The organism is Pectobacterium carotovorum (assembly GCF_033898505.1).
In the GTDB taxonomy this organism is placed as follows: domain Bacteria; phylum Pseudomonadota; class Gammaproteobacteria; order Enterobacterales; family Enterobacteriaceae; genus Pectobacterium; species Pectobacterium carotovorum_J.
The window spans coordinates 1,056,005-1,074,291 of sequence record NZ_JAXAFK010000001.1; the positions used below are offsets into that span (position 1 = coordinate 1,056,005).

The following is an 18,287-nucleotide window of genomic DNA, read 5'->3' on the forward strand; positions in this document are numbered from 1 at the left end:
GAAACCCGCTCGCTATCATCAATTTGTTGGTGGGCGATAGCGCCATAGCCAGCGCCCGCTCATCAGGCGGCGGTAGTAGAAGAAACCGCGTACAATCCAGTCAAAGAACATCCCCATCCACACGCCGATCACGCCAAAACCGAGCATCACGCCGAGGATATATCCCGCGATGACCCGACATCCCCACATGCCTGCCATTGCCACCCACATGGTGTAGCTGGCGTCTTTTGCGCCTTTCAGGCCGGCAGGGAGCACCCAGGACGCCGCCCAGATTGGCATAAATAGTGCGTTGAGCCACAGGAGGTGTTTTGCCACTTCGATAACTTCCGGCTCATTGGTGTAAAACGACGCCAAAAAGCTGGCGCTGGGCACCGACAGTACGGCAAGTACGCACAGCCCAATATTGGACAGCCAGAAGATGTGCTTCAACTGGCGTGTGGACTGCATAATCTGGCCTTTCCCCAGCCGTGTGCCAACGATAATTGTGGCGGCGGCGCCGAGCGAATTGCCGGGAAGGTTGATCAGCGTTGAGATGGAGAAAGCGATAAAGTTTCCGGCAATGACTTCGGTTCCCATACCGGCGACAAAGCGCTGGGTGATCAGCTTACCGATGTTAAACATCACCGATTCTATGCTGGCGGGAATACCGATACTGAGCACTTCATAGAGAATCGTCAGGGTAAAAGGTGCAAAGTAAGACTTGAAGGGAATACGCAACGCGCCGTTAAAACCGTGCATCAGCGTCAAAATCACGAATACCGCACCGATATAGCGTGAAATGGTGATCCCGATGCCAGCGCCAATAAAGCCGAGGCCATCCCAGGAAAAGGCGCCGTAAATCAGCAGGCTACTGATAGCAATATTGAGGATATTCATCCCAATGTTGATGACCATGGGCAACTTGGTATTGCCTGCTCCTCGCAACGCGCCACAGCCTACCAGCGCGATGGCGACAGCAGGATACCCCCACACCGTCCAGCGCAGGAACGTGAGAGCGAGAGCTTTAACTTGTTCGTCGGCCTGTCCTGCGATCAGATCGATAATCGCTGAACCGGCGAATTCAACCAGCGCGACTAGCAGAAACGATGACAGAACCAGTAATGACATTGACTGGCGAGCTGCAGAACGCGCCTGCTTTCTATTGCGTTGCCCCAGGCTGAACGCGACAACAACAGCAGTCCCCAACGCGACGGCGGTAAAGAAGGCGATGATGACCATATTGAAGCTGTCAGCCAGGCCGACGGCCGCCATGGCTTCTTTCCCCAGCCAACTGACCAGGAAGGTGCTGAAGACCCCCATCAACACGACGCAAAGGCCTTCAATAAAGATAGGGAAGGCGAGCGGTGAGATTTCTCTCCAGAAGAGAACGCGGTTGGAGTAACGCTTTTTATACCAGTCTGTGTCTTTTAATTTTTTCATGAAACGATCTTGGCGGTTTCTCAAGTTTCCCTGTTGGTACGGTAAACAGAGCCACAAGGTGGCTCGCAAATAGCATCATTTTGCACGGTACTTACTCATACCGTTTCATACAGCGACTTACCCATGCAGCTACTGCTGCATTTTGTGCGAGCGCAGCAGCATGGCTGTTTTTTAAAATAGCGTTCCTATTTACAGAGTATCAGCCGCCAAATTGATGTCCAGCGTGGATTGCTTTCCCCGTATGGAAAGTTGTTGCACGTGCCCATTATTTAATTTAGATTTTACTTAATTAGATTTGTCTAAATTAAAGGTGAGACGCAGATCATCAGCGATATCACCTTCCTTGCCAGCTTAACGCCACGTTGAACGGTTGCATTATGACGGGTTTCAGCAGCTCAAAAGAGGATCACGATCATGCCAACGCCACTTGCTATCTCACCCATCCAGGCCCGCAAATTGTTAGATGAAGGTGCGATACTCATTGATATTCGCCAACCGGAAGAGTACGCCCGCGAGCATATCGCACAGGCGAAGCTGCACCCGCTAAATTCCTCTGCTGGATATGTCCTTCCTGATGATGACAGGGAAGGAAAGACGATTATTTTCCACTGTTTATCCGGCATGCGCTCGGAACAGAATGCTGGCTTGCTGGCACAGGCGGGTGCACCCGCAACGGTTTTTCTTCTGGAAGGGGGAATGGCTGCATGGAAAAAGGAGGGGTTTCCGACAGAGGTGAATCATAAACAGCCGATTGAACTGATGCGGCAGGTTCAAATCGCCGCTGGCGTACTTATTTTGAGTGGTGTATTACTGGGGTACAGCGTAAACAGTGCTTTCTTCCTGCTCTCTGGTTTTGTGGGGGCAGGGTTGCTGTTTGCTGGGGTGACCGGTTTTTGCGGTATGGCAAAGCTGTTAATGAAAATGCCGTGGAACCGTGGCACCAAACGCTGATTTGCCGGGATAGACGCTAAAAACTGGCTGAGATAGTAAGCGGAGTGTTAACCACCAAAAAAATAGGGGCAGTAATATGGACATGAAGAACATTCCGTTTGGTACGACTGACTGGTCGCAAATAGAGCCCACCGAGCACCGGGGCGACACGGGGATCGCCTACTGGCGAACGCAGCGTTTTGATAATATTCGGGTTCGTATTGTGGAGTATACACCCGGCTACCTGGCCGATCATTGGTGCTCAAAAGGGCATATTCTGCTGTGCCTTGAGGGCGAACTTCATACTGAATTGGACGATGGTCGTGTTTTTGTCCTCAAACCGGGAATGAGTTATCAGGTCGCAGATAACGCAGAAGCCCATCGCTCCTACACTGAGACGGGCGCAAAATTGTTTGTCGTGGATTGATGTGAAGGGCTAATCCAGAGTACGGGGATTGGCCCTTGATTAGTTAACCCATCCTATCTGGGGCCGCGTTCGTCGAAGCCAGGAAAAATCTGTGTAGAAATGCTCAATCCGTTGATAGAAACAAAAGAAATTCGCCTCTAAGCACGTTGTCGATATTGGTATATAGCAATACACTTAGTGTGGTTAATGGTGCCGGTTTATTATCTACACGAGTCAGGAGTGTACGAATATGTCTATCAGAATTGAACTTGCAGAATCTATGGAAGTACTGAGTCTTCGGGTCGTTGGCCCCTATTACGAGAAAATACCGCAGGGATTTTCTGAGATATTATCATGGGCAAAGGAATACCATCTCTCCATTGATAAATCTCTGGCGTTTTACTGGGACGACCCCAGTAAAGTAGAACCGGATGAATTGCGGGCAGATGTGGCGATTACGTGCAAAGAGATGCCGCCAACGTTGCCGGAAGGGACGGAAATACGCAGGGAAATCATCCCCGGCGGGCTTTATGCTGTAACGCACACCATTGTGGAGAAGGGTGACTTTGCGAAAGCCTGGGATGACTTTTATAAAGCCATTCATGCGCAAGGATATCGACCGGCGGGTGACATATGTTATGAAAGTTATTTGTGCGACGGAAGCAATGGTAACTGGGAAATTGAAATATGGCAGTCTGTTGAAGCGGTGAATTAAGTCCGTTTATTGAGATTGGTTTAAAAATGAAAATATCGGAGCAGCCTGCATCGTTACTGTTAATACTCCGTGAAAAGATTGCATTATGGTATATCTCTGGCATGGTGAGGTTATTTATCATTATCACAGGCACTCAATGAATGCCTGTTGTAATGAATCACTTAGTCACTTAGTCACTTAGTCACTTAGTCACTTAGTCACTGAGTTATCGATAGTCTTAATGGCTGTCCCATTCTGCTGTTTGATAATGTTTAACTGAACACCGTCAGATTTTCGTGTGGCTAAAACATTAATATCTTTTTCATCATCGCAATTGAAATCACCTTGCAAAGATAGTGCGATGGCTTTCAGCGAATCATCGGTAGAGAAGGGAACATACGAAACAGTATTGTCTTTGCTGATCATTTTGACACCTACAGCGCCAGTAATATCGTTCTGATACAGGTTATAGACTTTTCCGTTACGGGAGTCGGTATCAATAAATACCTCCGTTCCCAACGCTTTTGCACTCGTCAAAACAATTGCGTCAAGGTCGGCACCCGGTGAATCGGCATATTTCGACAGACTGGTGTCGACGATTTTTAGGTAGGTAAATGAATCAGATTCGGAATCAATTACGTCGACGTCATACCCGATGACAGAACCACGATTGGTTGTTGTCTGAGCGGATGCAGGATTAATTGCCTGAAACACGGGTGTGGCCTTGATCCATTCACTGCCGTCATTGGATACGTAGGCATCCCACGATTCATAGGTTCCTGCTTCATAAACATAGAAATCCGCATCGGCAGTACCACTCTTTTTAATCGCGTACGGGGTAAAACGAACCACAACGCTACCTGCTGCACCGAGAGAAAGTATATTTTCATTCGTGCTGTAGCGATTAGGCTCGCCAAGTATTCTTTCGGGCACTTTATAACTTGAAGATACATTAGGGCCTGGCGTATAGCTTACGATTTCCGTGGCAAAACTAACTGCGGTACCTGGAATATCGGGATAGCCTTTATAGGTTTCTGCAAAGGCTGAAGCTGAGAATAGGCACATTAATGCAATTGCATATTTTTTCATTTCACTTCCTCTTAATATAAAAACCCACGATTATGGGGAATGCACTGATGTTATTTTACGTTTGCCAGCACGTTGATAATTAGTCCGCGGCAGTATCGACGGACATTGCGCTAGCACGCAAATAGCACGTGTAATCGAACCGACAATAGGCAGCGCCTAATAGCACTGACGACCGATTCACGTTGGGCAATGATCTCGCAAACCCTCGGCGCTTCATTTAAATTCGTTTTAGTATTTATACGAGGCAGATTTTCCTGATAGGTGAACCTGTTATAGCGATGAAAGATCAGCGTAAGCCGTGTAATTGCACTGATATTCTCAATCTGCTTTGGGCAATGTGGTGTTATTGATTTGGCTATCTGGAATATTTATTCCCCGGCCAGTGGTTGGGATTTTTTTACTTCATACCAGTCGGCGGAAACTTTGGCGAACGTGTTCAGGTTGATGGCTTGCTCTTGTTCGCGCTGCTGTTGCTGGTGGAATTGCGGATCGATGCCTTTGCTGATAAGCGCCTTTGCCGCCTCACGTCGTTGTCGAGCTTCGGCCAACGAAACCGCAGGGAATGAACCAAAGCTGATTAACGCACGTTTCTTCGTATCGGGGCGGTAGTAGTTAAAGCGCTAGATTTTAGAGCCGCTCGATTTCACCAGCAGATACAACCCATCCCCGTCCTGTAGCGTGTATTCCTTCTCGGCAGGTTTGGCGGCTTTGAGCTCGGTATTGGTCAGTGGGGTAGTTATACGCTTTTGTAGTTATATGGGGCGGTATAACTAAATTTTCCGGCTGTAAACGGAGTATGCCGATAGATAACAGGCAACAAAAACCCCGCAAACTCAGTGAGAATGCGGGTTTCTGTGGGGTTTCCGGTAGTAAACGTGACTTACCGAACACGAAAGAAGTTGAATTTTTTATTTATTATTTTGATTTTTAAGTAATTTGTGTTTTTTATTTTTACATCATAGTCCCAATCGTAGTCCCATAGAGAAAAGTCAGTTTAAAAATGGCTATATCTCGCCCGTTATATACGCGGGTTTTTAGCGCTATCTGTGCTGTAAATTTAATTTTGCTTTACGACGCTCCAACACCATCATTTTTCGGGTGTGTTGCCATAAAATCCCATCTAGCAACATAAACTCACGCCACTCGGCTGTGCCCACAGAAAGAGATCTGTGCATCAACTCGCCGACACGTTCGGCAAGGAGTAAGTTTCTTACTCGTAGCAATTGCAACGGTGTGAATCGCCCATTATCACCCGCCAAAGTAAAGAATGCCTGGCGGCTGCGTTCCCCATGTTTCACCGCATTAGTGTTACCAACGGGAGCGCCTGCACCGGTACGTTTCCCGCCCCAGCCGGGCGATCTTGATTGTTGGCTGTGTTTTTTGTCTTCTTTCATATCTGTGTGAGCGTCAATTTGTGGTGCTCATTAAGTTATAATCGTCCGCGATAATTCAGAAATAGTAATATCAAAGAGCATCTCATAGCATACGTGTTGATTGGCGACCGTGTAGGTAGGTGGACAACATATTAATCTTAATTTGGGATGGGAAGTTCTTCCCAAATCAATGTTTTATCAAATGATTTTTCATTAATCATAATATTTTTAACTCGACGAGCATATAAGAAAGGATTATCACCGCAATGGATGATATCGGCATAGGTGATGCCGTTTTTGGCAAAGTAATATGGGGGATAGATTGTTTTCTTACTATTCGCAGCAAATGTAAATTTTTCTGATACTGAGGCGGTATGACTGATGTATAAATTACCGACTAAATCATAAATATATTTATGTGACTTTCTGTAATTTACAATGGAAACAATTCTTTTTCCATTATCTACTTTCGCATGTTCGCCAAACCATTCCCACGTAATGAGCCATGCTGATTTTATTTTTTTCATAAGTCACCATTTAGAAGGTAAACGCCTGTGCGTATGAAAGACGCGTAGAATCTGGATCATATTATTTTTCGCGCGGTAGGGGATGATGTAGGGATAGTGCGTTAACACTAGCTCACGCGTTCCTGGCACACGGCCTGGCCTTCCCATTGCTGGCTGTTGCGGTAGTAATTCCGTTAATCTTTGGACTTCATCTACGAACTGGCTGGCAGCCTGTGGATCGTCTTGCGCGATATAGATGTATTCGGCTTCCAAATTGGCCGCGGCTTTACGCAGCCATTTAATTTCCATGTTTTGCCGTTCCTAGCCTTTTAAATAGATTATTCATCTCATCTGATGAGACAAAACCGCCTGCATCGGCTTCTTTAATGGCTTGCTCGATCTCTGCTATCTGCCAGGCTTCCCGCGCAAGATAGTCTTCAATAGCTTGTCCAGCCAGAAAAGAGCGGGTACGTCCTGTGGCTTTAGCCAGCGCATCAAGTTGCGCGGTTGTTTCATCATTTAAGCGAACGGACATGACGCCCATACTGCCACCTCACTACATTGTGTGTTTTGTATACATTGTAGTTGCTGTTGAGGGGAGAGGCAAGAGATCGACCAATAGCATCTGGTTTTCGTTTCTCTTTGTTCCCTTATTATATTTCCGATAAATTATGTGATTATTAGCACTAGATAAATTGAAATTATTTTTTACATGGTTTTTCTAACCTCCTCAATTTTTCATTCCTGTTATTTAAATAAAACGAAGGGTTAATCTGGTAAACTACTAAGGGTAAAAAGTTAGCATTTATCCAGGTTCACTAGTAAACGCAGCGCATTAATCATCATAATTAATATTTCTTCAAACAACAATTTTTGTATTTAATCTCGCTGCCACATGGACACATTTCATTTCGTCCTATTTTTTTTCCTTTAACTACAGTTCCAATATTTATTTTTCTCTGAGGTTTAGGGGCATTAGCTAAAACTCTGTCAAGTTCATCTGACTGTTCCCATTCATATGAAAGTTTTAGACCAAACTTTAACTGTTTGGTTGCTGGATCTACGCATATGCCAAACCACTCTTTAGCTTTTTGGCTATATTTTCTTCTCTCAGCATGGTTTTTCAAATGGGGGCCTGCAATCTCTAGCGGCGCTGAGTTACAATGAATAGTCAGTCCAGCAAAACTTACCTTGAAAGCAATGGTCAAGTCATGGTTTTTATGATCATTCAGCGCTAGTTTTGCTATATGATCAATGCCGATATTTAGCTGGTTTACAGTATCTTCACTTAGACTCAATAGCATAAAACCTAAATCAATTGTTCCTTGATCTTTTTGTTCTTCTATCTGATTTATCAACCTTCCCATAGTTGTATCTTTGAATTTGGTTAGAATGCCTTTGGGTGTTCTCTCCCCAGGAACACCATATCGTCTTACTAACATAGCTAAGTCCAAATCGGCACAAATATCGTCATCCAGGTGTACCATCATATTCTCATCATCAAACCAAAGATTTTGTTTTAGATGATATGAGAGTATAGTCAACTCGTGTGTAGATAAAATTTTTTCATTATAATCAGTTCTTCTATTTATGTAACTTAAAAAATATAATGGAGTGTCAAGCATTTCAGTTACTACATCCAGGAAAAACACATCCATTACAAAAGGCGATTTAATTATTTTCGTTTCGCTGAATTTTAAAAAATTTCTAGCTTGAAAAGATAATGCCGGGTAGTGATCTGAAACAACACAAAATGGATATAACTCACAAAAGTTTCTTTCAATTTTAAGTTCATTTCCTTTATCAGTAAATAATTTATAATTTGAATCCAAAATTAATTTTGCGCAAGAGTAAGCTTGATCGTAAGCATCTTGAACAGCTTTTTTGAAGTCATCCCTCAAGCTAAGATCGTTACCTTTCCTGGAGGCAATAGTTAATTTTTTTGATTTGGCTTGCAGGATTATTGCTCTATTTGCATATATTACTAAAACATCAATTTCGCCAACAGTGTTACTTTTTGAATCGAGAATAACAATATTTGAAAATACATTCCTTTCACCAAAAACATGCATTAATCGTTGTGCAGAAAATGTTTCTGTGAATTCACCTCTGTTCTTCATAGCAGTACTTCGGTAAGCTTTATCTTCGTAAAACCAAAAAAATGGTGTTTCGTACAAGGCTTCAACTAAGCTGTAGTTTTGGAAAAGTAGGTATTCAGAATCAGAAATTTTTATTATAGGATAAGCGTTCTTAGGGTTGAAATCATCGAGAGAAGAAAAACCACTCATTCCTATAGGTGAAACAAAGGATTCAATGACTTTGGTTACTACGCGCAAATCAATGTTAGCTTCTGTTGATGCTTCTTGTGCTGTAAATTTATACGCATTCAATGCAGTCCAACTGTTTGGGTTATAAATATCCAAACTAGGGATGAATTCATTTATTTTCCTATCTTGCAATTTTTGTATTGCTTTAATAGTTGATATTGCCTCCTCAGAAGAGAATCCCTTGCTGCAAGTCAGCCATTCACTATCTTTGGCATACTTTAGAGATGATAAATCTGTATATTGGAAGTGCTGGGCGGATTCTCCTCCATAGAAAATAACCTCTCTTATGATTGCACCATTTTTAAATGGGTTGAATTCTGGATTTGAAATTTTTTCGGCATTAAATAGTTCCTTCATGTCAGGCATCATTGATTGGTGTATTTCATTTAAAAGAGCCTCCGTTTTATCTATGTACTCTTGAATTATTCTAGGTGATTGAATTTCCATATTAATGTCATTTTTACAAGCTAAACCAATAAGTGTTGATATTTCAGTCCTAACTAGGTGATCTACTCCAAACTGCTTTTGTACATCCTCTGCTGTCATTACATCACGGTAACGTATTATATTATCTCTGAAGCAAAAATAAGCAATTGCATGAAAATAACCAGGAGATATACATAACTCTGATAGTTCGGAAAATATTACTTCTTCGGCTCTTTTTTTCATTTTAATTTATCCTTTGTTAATTTTAAATATTAGTTATGATTCACTTTAATCTATTTGTTAAGAGATGATTGTCATGGCTGATATTTAATATTTAAGTGTGTTTTATCACTACTTAACAATAAGTTAATGGTTGGTTCGCCTCTACGCATAAATATTAACGTCATTCTAGATGATGCTTGGTATTTAGGTTTTATCAAAGAATTTTATCCATGATTTAAATATCTCATTACCTAGTAAAATACTTCAGTAGGGCGGGAATGGATATGTTTTTTGGAATAAATTTTTAGCATGCCCCCCATCGTTACGTGCTTGTGAAAATATTGTATGACTCCTGACTAAAACTGTGGCACTGAGACGCTGTTCCGTTTCCGATTGTTTATATTTATGCCAATTATTGAGACTATCTGGTTGTAGTTTGTGTATTCCACTATGGAAGAAAGCGAAAGCTTTCTTTTCTAGTGATGATGATAATTCAACAAAATCTTGGCGAATTAATTCGCCTAATCCTAAGAAATTGTCTGATGGTACGCTATCGAGATACATGTTTAATGTTACAAGGTAGTCTTGCACAAAATTAACTTCTTTTTTTGTTTCGGTAGATAGCCATGAGGTACTTTCTAAAGCTAATTGTGTAAAACGAGCAAGCCAATCCTCAAATGTATTTCGGGAAATCATGATTTGGGGAGCACGTCGGACTTCCCCAGAATCAGGTGAACCTCCTAGGGGGACCATCACACGTAATTCGATCGCGAGAGAAATAACTTTTTCGTGAGCAGCAATACGGCGATCTAATAACTTCCCTGAAGTGCTAAGATTAAATTCTCGTTTCTTTAATAGTAAGGCACCGAAAAATGATAATAATCCACCACCCAATGCACCGGCTAGGGCGAAGAGGGCGCTAGCATTAGCTGTCAAGAACTCCCCTAGGTTGTAATTCATTCATATTTTCCTGTGAATACCAACATGCGAAATGAAAAATTTACTGTTATGCTTAGCATGGTTATATTTATTGGATACTGTTCCAATGCAGCCTACGTAGATTGCGTCCTAACGAATTCTTTATTAACCATTAAATACATGCCTTCGGTGGTACTCCATGTAGCTCATTAGCTTAGCAGGAAGTTTTCTTAACTTGAGATTGTCACGCAGTTCTAACTTCTGGATATCGTCTTGGGATAGTACTGATGAAAGCATAACGACCCCGGTTTCGCTGAATGTAATTAGACCTAAATCAAAAAGGTGATCTAGCGTTGGTTGCAAGAGCAATCCGTTCATAGGATCTAAGCGTTCTTGATTGGATGAATCTCTCCAGGGCTTTATATGTGATGCACGAAGCAAAGATAGATTGCTAAGGTCTGTAACTGCACAGTAGCCCCATAATTTTACTACCCCATCCCTAAACAAACCTTGTCCAATACGGCTTTTTACAATCGAGTCTTTTTCAGTTTGCTCGAGTAAATTGTATTCGTTCTGATGTGATTTAATTTCGTCTAATAGATCTGAATGCTGCTGTTTTTCACCGACATTAAATATAAAATAACTTGGTTCCATTTTACGGAGGTTATATTTTTTGAGGGAGATCTCACCGTAATAAATAAATGGAGAATGATGCCTTTCTCGATAAAATAGATATATCCTATCATTCATTGACTTAGCATTTATAATTCTGTTATCTGAAGAATGCTTTTTCTCTCCTTCCCAATGTAGTAATCCCTCGTCTAGAAAATCATTGTATTGAGTTAGTGTTGCTTGTTTTTCTTTTGTCACAAATAAGATTATGCAGTTTCCTTCTGATGGTGTCACTACACCTTTAGAAATTGCCTGAAATCCCTTGTAACCCCACATATCAGCCAAGTAGGGACGTTCATACGATTCCCCAATTTTGAGTTCTTCAAAGCTGACTGGCACGCTATCCCCTTACTGATTGATGACACCGCGAGCAAGCGTGGTGTGTAGTAGAAGCAATAGTCTAAACTAGATCGCTGATTTTGCTTTAATACCTGCCATTATCTTCAATTTTTGATGACTTTTTACGCTCCATCCTTACGATGAGTGAATTTCTGACATTGGTTTATATGATCATGAATACAATGCAACAAAAATAATATAATTATTAAAAAGTTACAACGGAGTTAGAGACGAAAATTTTGATCTGACGGCAAATACACTTAAAGATGCGCCCAGTAAAATCTCATCTCAGTATTGTTTTATTCGGCCATAGATCGAAACCGCCCCTAATCTACCATTTTAAGCACGTTCCCCATAACGTTTCCCGCCGCACCGACGCCGCCAAAAACCATAGCATTTCGATACATGCGTACCGACCAAAAAATTGATTTCAAATTGAAATAAAATGAGGCATGACGCGGGTTGCAGCGAGGTACGCAGGTCGCACCGCAATGCGTACCACTACGTACCAAACTGCGAACCACATTGCGAATTTTTCTGTAACCGCTCAGTGTCGGTTTGCGCACTTTCGCGCTGGTAATGGTTTAACCCATCATGATTTTTGTGTGCCAAATTCTTATAGATAGGCAAAAGTGGGTCGGTTCGGTAGGTTCAGTCGGTTCACGTAGTCAACTGACTGATAGATCAAGTTATTATTTTAAAAATTGAACCGACCTAGGGGTAGGTTCACGCGGTGTGAAAGTCGGTTCATCAAGCCAGCCAGAAAAGGGGCGTTTGGTTAGGTCGGTTCAAAATAGCTAAAGTCGGTTCAGGGTCGGTTCACTATTCAAATAAAAATAGCCATAAATCAATGTATTAAAATAATGAACCGACTGAACCTACCGAACCGACCTTATTTTACCTTATGCGTGATTTACTCTTCTTCATCGTCGAGCGTCATGAGCACCACAAAGCGCGGCTGCTTACCGTCAATGCGCAGTGATTTACGTGTAATGCCTTTGGCGGGTTTGTCCAGCATTCCGGCATCGGCCAACACCTGTGCAAACGCTGTGGCATTGGCACCTATGGCAATTTCGTTATTGAATACGGTAGGGAAGGTGTGAAACACCAGCGTATCGGCTCCTGGCTTCTTCACCCGATACCCCGCCAGATCCTTGATGGGTAAATCGCGTGGATCAGGATTGGGATGCGGTAAATAACGGCTATAGCCAAACTGGTGCAAAAAGGCGTCGGCCTGTTCTACCCAGGCTTTGGCCTCACGGTTGCCCATGCCAAACTCATTTACCCAGGCATAGAAGCTATGCTGTAACGCATCGTGACATTCCTGAACCGTCCAGCCAGTAAAAGAGGCCGAAAGTAATAAAGCGGTTTCCAATACGGCAAAACGTGATGCTACACGCCGCACTTGTTCGCTGGCATCATCGGGTAAGAGTGACAACCAGCGCCGCTCTGTTTCGCGGTAGGTTGTCAGCGCGTTTTCTTTCTGGCTGGAGAGGTGAGCAATCCACGCCCGACCAACCGCGCCATAATGCGCGTTGCTGGCATCACGGATCGCGTCAGCATGGGCTTTGCCATCCTGATAGCTATGAAATACCGTCGCTTTGGTGATCGGGACATTCAGCAGGCGCACCAATTGACCAGCATTTACCCGTCCACCGTCAGCGCGGATATAGCTTTCCAGATCGATCTCACCGGTACTGAACGCCATTGCTCGCCAGCGTTTTAGTTCTCGGTTGCCGCCTTCTCTGGCTCCCTGAATCTTACCCACACCGTTAAACAGCGCATAGGCGGCATCGGCCACGGCTTTGCGATTGCTGCCTTGCCCGATTTCATCCAGCGGCATAAAGCCGTCATTGTGGGCGGCGGCTTCATTCACCAGTCCTAACGCAGTGGAATACCACGTCAGTTTAAGCGCGTTAGGATCGCCATAGACAGAAGAGGCGATATTGCCAGTGGTGGTTTTACCAGCAGAGGAACCGCCAAATAGATGGACGCCGAATCCGTCTGCGTTTACCAGCCCGATAAGCGGGGCAGCAAAGGCACAAGCGACCCCCAACATCATGGAGGGATTACCTTGTGCCAGCGCTGCGACGTTTTCTCGCCAGCTTTGCGCTGTTCCGCTGGTGGCATAACCTTTGGCTGCACCCGATTTACCGTTGAACAAAACAGGAATGCTCGGTGTGCCGATAACAGAACCGTCCGGCATCAAATACGCTCCATGCTGCCAGCCGGTCGCGCTGGCAATTGCCCAGCGGCAACCTGCATGACTGCGACACAAATGATCGGCCAGTATTGCCCGTAACCCGCCTTTGGCCGTGACTGCCAATCCACCCGCACGTAATCGCGCCCAGCCTTCACGTTCGCCAATATCGCGCATTGGAATGGCTTCGGTGCGGGGCTGGCTTTCACCGCTTGGCGTCCAGCTTAGAACCAGATAACGCTCTGACTCATCCGATCCAATCCCCGCCACCGTAATAGGATCAGACAGCCAGCTTTCACGCTCGATAATGTCGCCGCTGTCATGGTCAGTCTTCGGTTCTACCCAATACAGCCCGCCATGACGAATGTCTGCGTAAGGTTTTAAGGGGGAATCGGAAGACGGCAGCGGTTTCTGTCCTGGCTGATAAAGTGAGGCTGCAAAGGCCGATATGGATACCGTCGCGCCATGCTGCTGATAGTAATCATTCCAGTCAGCTTTTTCAGTTGTCGGCGGGAGTGCCACCCAACCGTTTACCGCCTGTGCCGCTTTTTCAGCCGCGATTTTTCCAGTGTTACTACCATCAGGTTTGTTGTCATTGTCCGCTGCAAGGACGATTTTGGCGTCCGGCCAGACAGCACGGCAAGACCGCGCAACGTGAATCAGATTCCCGCTATCTAACGCGCTGATAGCGACACCCTGTATCAGTAACGATGCCGTAATCGCCGTGGCGTAACCTTCGGCAATAATTACGGTGTCCGTGTGTTTGGGTAGGGTACTAACGGGAATGAATGCGCCTTTCTTGCGGCTACCGGCAATCAACTTTTTCTCACCATTAGGTTTGATAAGCTGTGCGCCGGTGGTGGTGCCATCCATGTTTTGCAGCACCAGCAACAAGGAACCATCATCTAAGAGTAGTGAGGGACGTAGCAGTCCCTTATTCAGTAGATAGTCAGATTGACCGGACACCGATTTCGCCACCAGCGAATTTACCCGCTCGGCAATCAGACGATGATCAGGCTTTTCACTGGCGGGGGGAACGACGGGCAACGGAAGCGCCAGCACCTCGGCGACCTGTTCCGCTGCTTGCCATGCGTCACACTTATTCACTTTCATCACCAGATCCAGCCCGGTTCCTGCGCCGCAGTGAGAACAAAAATAGGTGCCACGACCTTCTTTATCGTCAAAACGGTAGCGGGTATTCCCGCCACAGTTGGGGCATTCGCTTTCCTGCCGATTGGTCGGGATGCCTAACCGCTGCAAAATCCCCTCCCAATGGCCGTTGGCTTTTGTTCGCACGTCTTGAATGAACGTGTTGCTCATGCTGCCTCGTCCTCCTGCGCACGGTGGAGCGCATCAAGCCGTTCGGCAAGAATGAACATCAGGATCTCTTTTGCCTGCGGCTCCCTTAACTCCACGATGGCATAAGCCAATGCACGACACTGATCGATCAGTTCTTCCTGTTCCAGCGGTGTGTTATCAAACATGGCGCACCTCCTGAACGGGAAGGCGGCCAGCAAAGAACAGAATAAAATCAGGCTCAAAATGCTGACGAGCGGATCGCTCATTCGGCGCAATAATGGCTTTACGGTGCGGTTTGCCGTGCGGCGCTGTGCGGTAGACCGCCAGAAAGAGAAAGGTAAAATGAGGGTGAAACAGGGTAGGGGTAGCAACCATAGCGGCGGCCTCTTGTACGGGTTTGAAAACCCCACCACTCCGCTGTCAATCGGGGTGGTGAGACGTAACAGGGTTGACAGACCGGCGTACAAGAAACCGGCGAGCCCGAAGGCTCCCCCATTACGCCCCACCATAATTTGGGCATAACTTGGTTTACGGACATAAAAAAACCGCATGAAACTAAAGCGGTCGTCCGCTTGTACATTCAGGCTGTCAAACCTGGTCGCCGATTTTGCGGCAACGGTGAAACGATAAGCCAGATGCCCCGCCAGCGTCAATACGTTTTGTATTGGGTTTGCTAAGCGTTGCGCATTTTTCAGAGAGAGAAAAATTAACTCGCTATTGTGTATAAAAAAGGCTGTTTCCTGATTTTGGGCGTAGCAATGCCCGTTCCAGCCAGTGCCAGATTTTTGGATCATCATATTTTTTGATTCCGATATGCCGCTATCGCGGCAATAAAAATGAAGGTGTCGGCTTATACGTTTTCGGTTTGCTGGTCACGTTCGGCAATGCGTTGCCTTAACCAATCGCTAACTTCATCCTCGAACCAGCCTACGCGCCGTAAGCCAACCCGAAACCCTTTGGGGAATTCTCCGGCATTGATCATTTCCTGAAAGCTGCTGTCTGAACTAACGCGCAGAATGGCTTTCACTTCTTTCTTTAACAGGATTTTTCTGTCTAACAAATTCATACGTGCTTATCTCCAATGAAACCGGCGTTGTCCGGTCAGTGCAGATAGTTAAGCGGTTTTGTGGGCTAAAGGGTGGTAGGCAATAAAGAGAGCTGGTAAGAGAGAAAATCAAATGAGGTAAAGCATTATGCGAGTTTGGTAACGGCCACGATCTAACATGGCCGCTATTCTGTCGCTAATAATAATGATGGTGTTAATTAGCAGGCATAGCCGCCAGAGCTTCCGCAATTAGCTTACGAAAAGACTCTGTTTTATCCGGCGTGTTCTCACCGAGTACCGAACCCACCGCCAGCGCTGCATCTTCTGCGAGTTTTTTCTGGTTCAGTTTGTTACCCCATTTATAAACACCGCCGCTTTTACCTTCAAGCGCCTTCGATAAACCAGCGATAAGAAGCAATGCGGTATCACGGTTAGCAAATTCGCCCCAATTTTCTGGTAGTGGTAAGTCTTTTTTGGGATCAGAAAAGCCATACCAGGGTGAATCATCGGAAAGTAATTGGTTAGCCCACGGCCAAATATCAGCGGCAAGAAACGTGGCATCGTGTATCTGGGTATTTCGATCGATAGTGTCTACATCAATCTGTGTTGTCCAGATATTGGTGGTATCACCCCATGCACTGGTGTGGGACGCACGGATCGGTTTAATGATACCGAACCTTACCGCCTGAAAGATGGTTTGCAGATAGCTTTCTATTTCAGACTCTTGATAGTGGGGAACGGAATCAGGCAGGTAGTCATCAGTGCAATAGGTGATAGATGTATTGTCGCTGCCGTGACCGGCCATGACGTTTGCCACCTGATGTGCAGTGACCTCGATCATTCCCCTCATGTGTTTAGGTATTTTCAGCATATTCCCTCGGCTGGTATATCAAATAGCACAGCCCCGATGTAAAGGGGCTGGTTAACGGTCTGGGTTTCTTTCGGTTTGTACCGGATAACGACATTTTAGGAGGGCGACTAACAGGAATCAATAATTAACTGTATATAAAAACAGTATTAACCATTGGCGATGCGTAAACCTCTGGCTCCTTCCGACGCCATCACTTTTCCCGTTGCGGCTGTTTCCACAAATTCACCCCACCAGCACATCAACACTTTGCGCTGTTCAAGATAGGTGGAGCGGTTATAGGCGCGGCGCACTTCGTTGGTGTCTACGTGGGCGAGGGCGGCTTCAATCACATCTGGCGGGAACCCTTCTTCATTGGCAGCGGTGCTGAATATGGCGCGTAGGCCATGAGACACCAGCACACCTTTGTAACCCATACGACGCAATGCGGCGTTAGCGGTTTGGCTGTTCATCGGCTGCTTGGGCTCTTTACTGGAAGGAAACAGGTATTCTCGATGGCCGCTGATGGGCTTCATGGCGTCCAGAATAGCTAATGCCTGCGGGGGTAGGGGAATAACGTGATCACGACGCATCTTCATACGGCCAGCGGGGATCGTCCAGGTGTTATCTGTAAGGTTTATTTCGCTCCAGCGGGTCTCAGCAGCTTCGGCAGGGCGGGTAACGGTCAGTAGCTGCCATTCAATCAATAAGCGGGTCTGTAACTCAATGCTGGCGACCGATAGCGTTTTCATCAAGGCAGGTAATGCCTCTGGCCGAATGGTCGGCATATGGGTTTTCACCGGCGTCTGAAAGGCTTTGCGGATCTTGGCGGCGGGATTCGCAGGAATCAGCCCAGAGTTAACCGCATAATCCATCACCTCGTTAATTCGCTGGCTTACCCGCTTGACGGTTTCCAGTTTGCCGCTGGCCTGTATCGGTTCCAACGCGGTGATGAAGTGACGAGCGGTAAGCTGGGTGATCGGTAAGGTTCCGATGAACGGGAACACGTATTTTTCCAGCGAACGCCAGATATCTTTAATGGTGTTCTCGGCCAGCGGTTGAGACTTTTTCACTTCGTACCAGTCGGCGGAAACTTTGGCGAACGTGTTCAGGTTGATGGCTTGTTCTTGTTCACGTTGCTGTTGCTGGTGGAATTGTGGATCGATGCTTTTTTCTAAGAGAGCTTTGGCTGCTTCCCGCATTTGTCTGGCATCAGCTAAAGAAATTGCCGGATAGCTGCCAAACGTCAACGTAGTGCGCTTTTTAGTCTGTGGGTGGTAATAGCGAAAACGCCATGTCTTTGTGCCGGAAGGTTTGACGAACAATAGCAGCCCGCCACCATCATGTAGCGACAATTCTTTGTCTATTGCTTTAGCGGCTTTGACTTCCGTGTTTGTGAGGGGCTTTGCCTGAATTGCCATGATCGTTACCTTTGGGACTACGGTTTTATGGGACTACGTTGATTTAGTCCCAAATGTAGTCCCAAACTTTCCGGCTGTAAACGGGGTATCCAGATAGATAACAGACAACAAAAAACCCGCAAACTCAGTGAGAATGCGGGTTTCTGTGGGGTTT

Annotated in this window: 17 protein-coding genes and 1 pseudogene; 3 read left to right on the forward strand and 15 right to left on the reverse strand. The window is 45.5% G+C overall.

What is annotated here, in order from left to right:
- Positions 1-18: 18 nt before the first annotated feature.
- Positions 19-1,419, reverse strand: coding sequence for an EmmdR/YeeO family multidrug/toxin efflux MATE transporter (locus R9X49_RS04650; RefSeq protein ID WP_319847378.1), 1,401 nt, complete (start codon positions 1,417-1,419; stop codon positions 19-21).
- 414 nt (positions 1,420-1,833) lie between these two features.
- Between R9X49_RS04650 and R9X49_RS04655 the strand changes: the two genes are divergently transcribed.
- The 3 genes from R9X49_RS04655 (at position 1,834) to R9X49_RS04665 (ending at position 3,470) form a co-directional block, all read left to right on the forward strand.
- Positions 1,834-2,370, forward strand: a complete 537-nt coding sequence (locus tag R9X49_RS04655; protein ID WP_319847379.1) for a rhodanese family protein — start codon at positions 1,834-1,836, stop codon at positions 2,368-2,370.
- Positions 2,371-2,446: 76 nt separating this feature from the next.
- On the forward strand, positions 2,447-2,776 hold the full coding sequence (locus R9X49_RS04660) for a DHCW motif cupin fold protein (protein WP_014914981.1): 330 nt from the start codon (positions 2,447-2,449) through the stop codon (positions 2,774-2,776).
- Between the two features lie 229 nt (positions 2,777-3,005).
- Positions 3,006-3,470 (forward strand): GyrI-like domain-containing protein, encoded by a 465-nt coding sequence (locus R9X49_RS04665; protein ID WP_319847380.1) that lies wholly within the window; start codon positions 3,006-3,008, stop codon positions 3,468-3,470.
- Between the two features lie 189 nt (positions 3,471-3,659).
- On the opposite strand, the gene R9X49_RS04670 is transcribed toward R9X49_RS04665, so the two are convergent.
- The 14 genes and pseudogenes from R9X49_RS04670 to R9X49_RS04735 form a co-directional block, all read right to left on the reverse strand.
- Positions 3,660-4,538, reverse strand: a complete 879-nt coding sequence (locus tag R9X49_RS04670) for a cell envelope biogenesis protein OmpA (protein ID WP_319847381.1) — start codon at positions 4,536-4,538, stop codon at positions 3,660-3,662.
- Positions 4,539-4,915: 377 nt separating this feature from the next.
- Positions 4,916-5,278: pseudogene (locus R9X49_RS04675) on the reverse strand (integrase arm-type DNA-binding domain-containing protein); the annotation flags it as partial.
- A gap of 300 nt (positions 5,279-5,578) precedes the next feature.
- Entirely contained in the window at positions 5,579-5,932 is a 354-nt protein-coding gene (locus R9X49_RS04680) for a hypothetical protein (protein WP_319847382.1), read from the reverse strand.
- A 137-nt stretch (positions 5,933-6,069) separates the two neighbouring features.
- On the reverse strand, positions 6,070-6,438 hold the full coding sequence (locus tag R9X49_RS04685; RefSeq protein WP_319847383.1) for a hypothetical protein: 369 nt from the start codon (positions 6,436-6,438) through the stop codon (positions 6,070-6,072).
- 3 nt (positions 6,439-6,441) lie between these two features.
- The gene (locus R9X49_RS04690; protein WP_319847384.1) at positions 6,442-6,726 is read right to left on the reverse strand and encodes a type II toxin-antitoxin system RelE/ParE family toxin; all 285 of its coding nucleotides are present in this window, start codon (positions 6,724-6,726) and stop codon (positions 6,442-6,444) included.
- Entirely contained in the window at positions 6,716-6,961 is a 246-nt protein-coding gene (locus R9X49_RS04695) for a CopG family ribbon-helix-helix protein (protein WP_319847385.1), read from the reverse strand. Before R9X49_RS04695 ends, R9X49_RS04690 begins: the two co-directional genes overlap by 11 nt.
- 304 nt (positions 6,962-7,265) lie before the next feature.
- On the reverse strand, positions 7,266-9,413 hold the full coding sequence (locus tag R9X49_RS04700; RefSeq protein WP_319847386.1) for a nuclease-related domain-containing protein: 2,148 nt from the start codon (positions 9,411-9,413) through the stop codon (positions 7,266-7,268).
- A gap of 243 nt (positions 9,414-9,656) precedes the next feature.
- Positions 9,657-10,352 carry a hypothetical protein gene (locus R9X49_RS04705; protein ID WP_319847387.1) on the reverse strand — a complete coding sequence of 232 codons (696 nt, stop codon included), beginning with the start codon at positions 10,350-10,352 and terminating at the stop codon, positions 9,657-9,659.
- A gap of 123 nt (positions 10,353-10,475) precedes the next feature.
- Complete coding sequence (locus tag R9X49_RS04710) at positions 10,476-11,321, reverse strand: HNH endonuclease (RefSeq protein ID WP_319847388.1); 846 nt, start codon at positions 11,319-11,321, stop codon at positions 10,476-10,478.
- Positions 11,322-12,234: 913 nt separating this feature from the next.
- Positions 12,235-14,841: a DUF927 domain-containing protein gene (locus tag R9X49_RS04715; RefSeq protein WP_319847389.1), complete on the reverse strand. Its 2,607-nt coding sequence runs from the start codon at positions 14,839-14,841 to the stop codon at positions 12,235-12,237.
- A 156-nt stretch (positions 14,842-14,997) separates the two neighbouring features.
- Complete coding sequence (locus R9X49_RS04720; RefSeq protein ID WP_319847390.1) at positions 14,998-15,195, reverse strand: host cell division inhibitor Icd-like protein; 198 nt, start codon at positions 15,193-15,195, stop codon at positions 14,998-15,000.
- 475 nt (positions 15,196-15,670) lie between these two features.
- A complete protein-coding gene (locus R9X49_RS04725; RefSeq protein ID WP_319847391.1) occupies positions 15,671-15,886 on the reverse strand; it encodes a helix-turn-helix transcriptional regulator in 216 nt (71 codons plus the stop codon).
- A gap of 193 nt (positions 15,887-16,079) precedes the next feature.
- Positions 16,080-16,736, reverse strand: a complete 657-nt coding sequence (locus R9X49_RS04730; protein ID WP_319847392.1) for a hypothetical protein — start codon at positions 16,734-16,736, stop codon at positions 16,080-16,082.
- A 146-nt stretch (positions 16,737-16,882) separates the two neighbouring features.
- A complete protein-coding gene (locus R9X49_RS04735; protein ID WP_319847393.1) occupies positions 16,883-18,133 on the reverse strand; it encodes an integrase domain-containing protein in 1,251 nt (416 codons plus the stop codon).
- Positions 18,134-18,287: the final 154 nt, after the last annotated feature.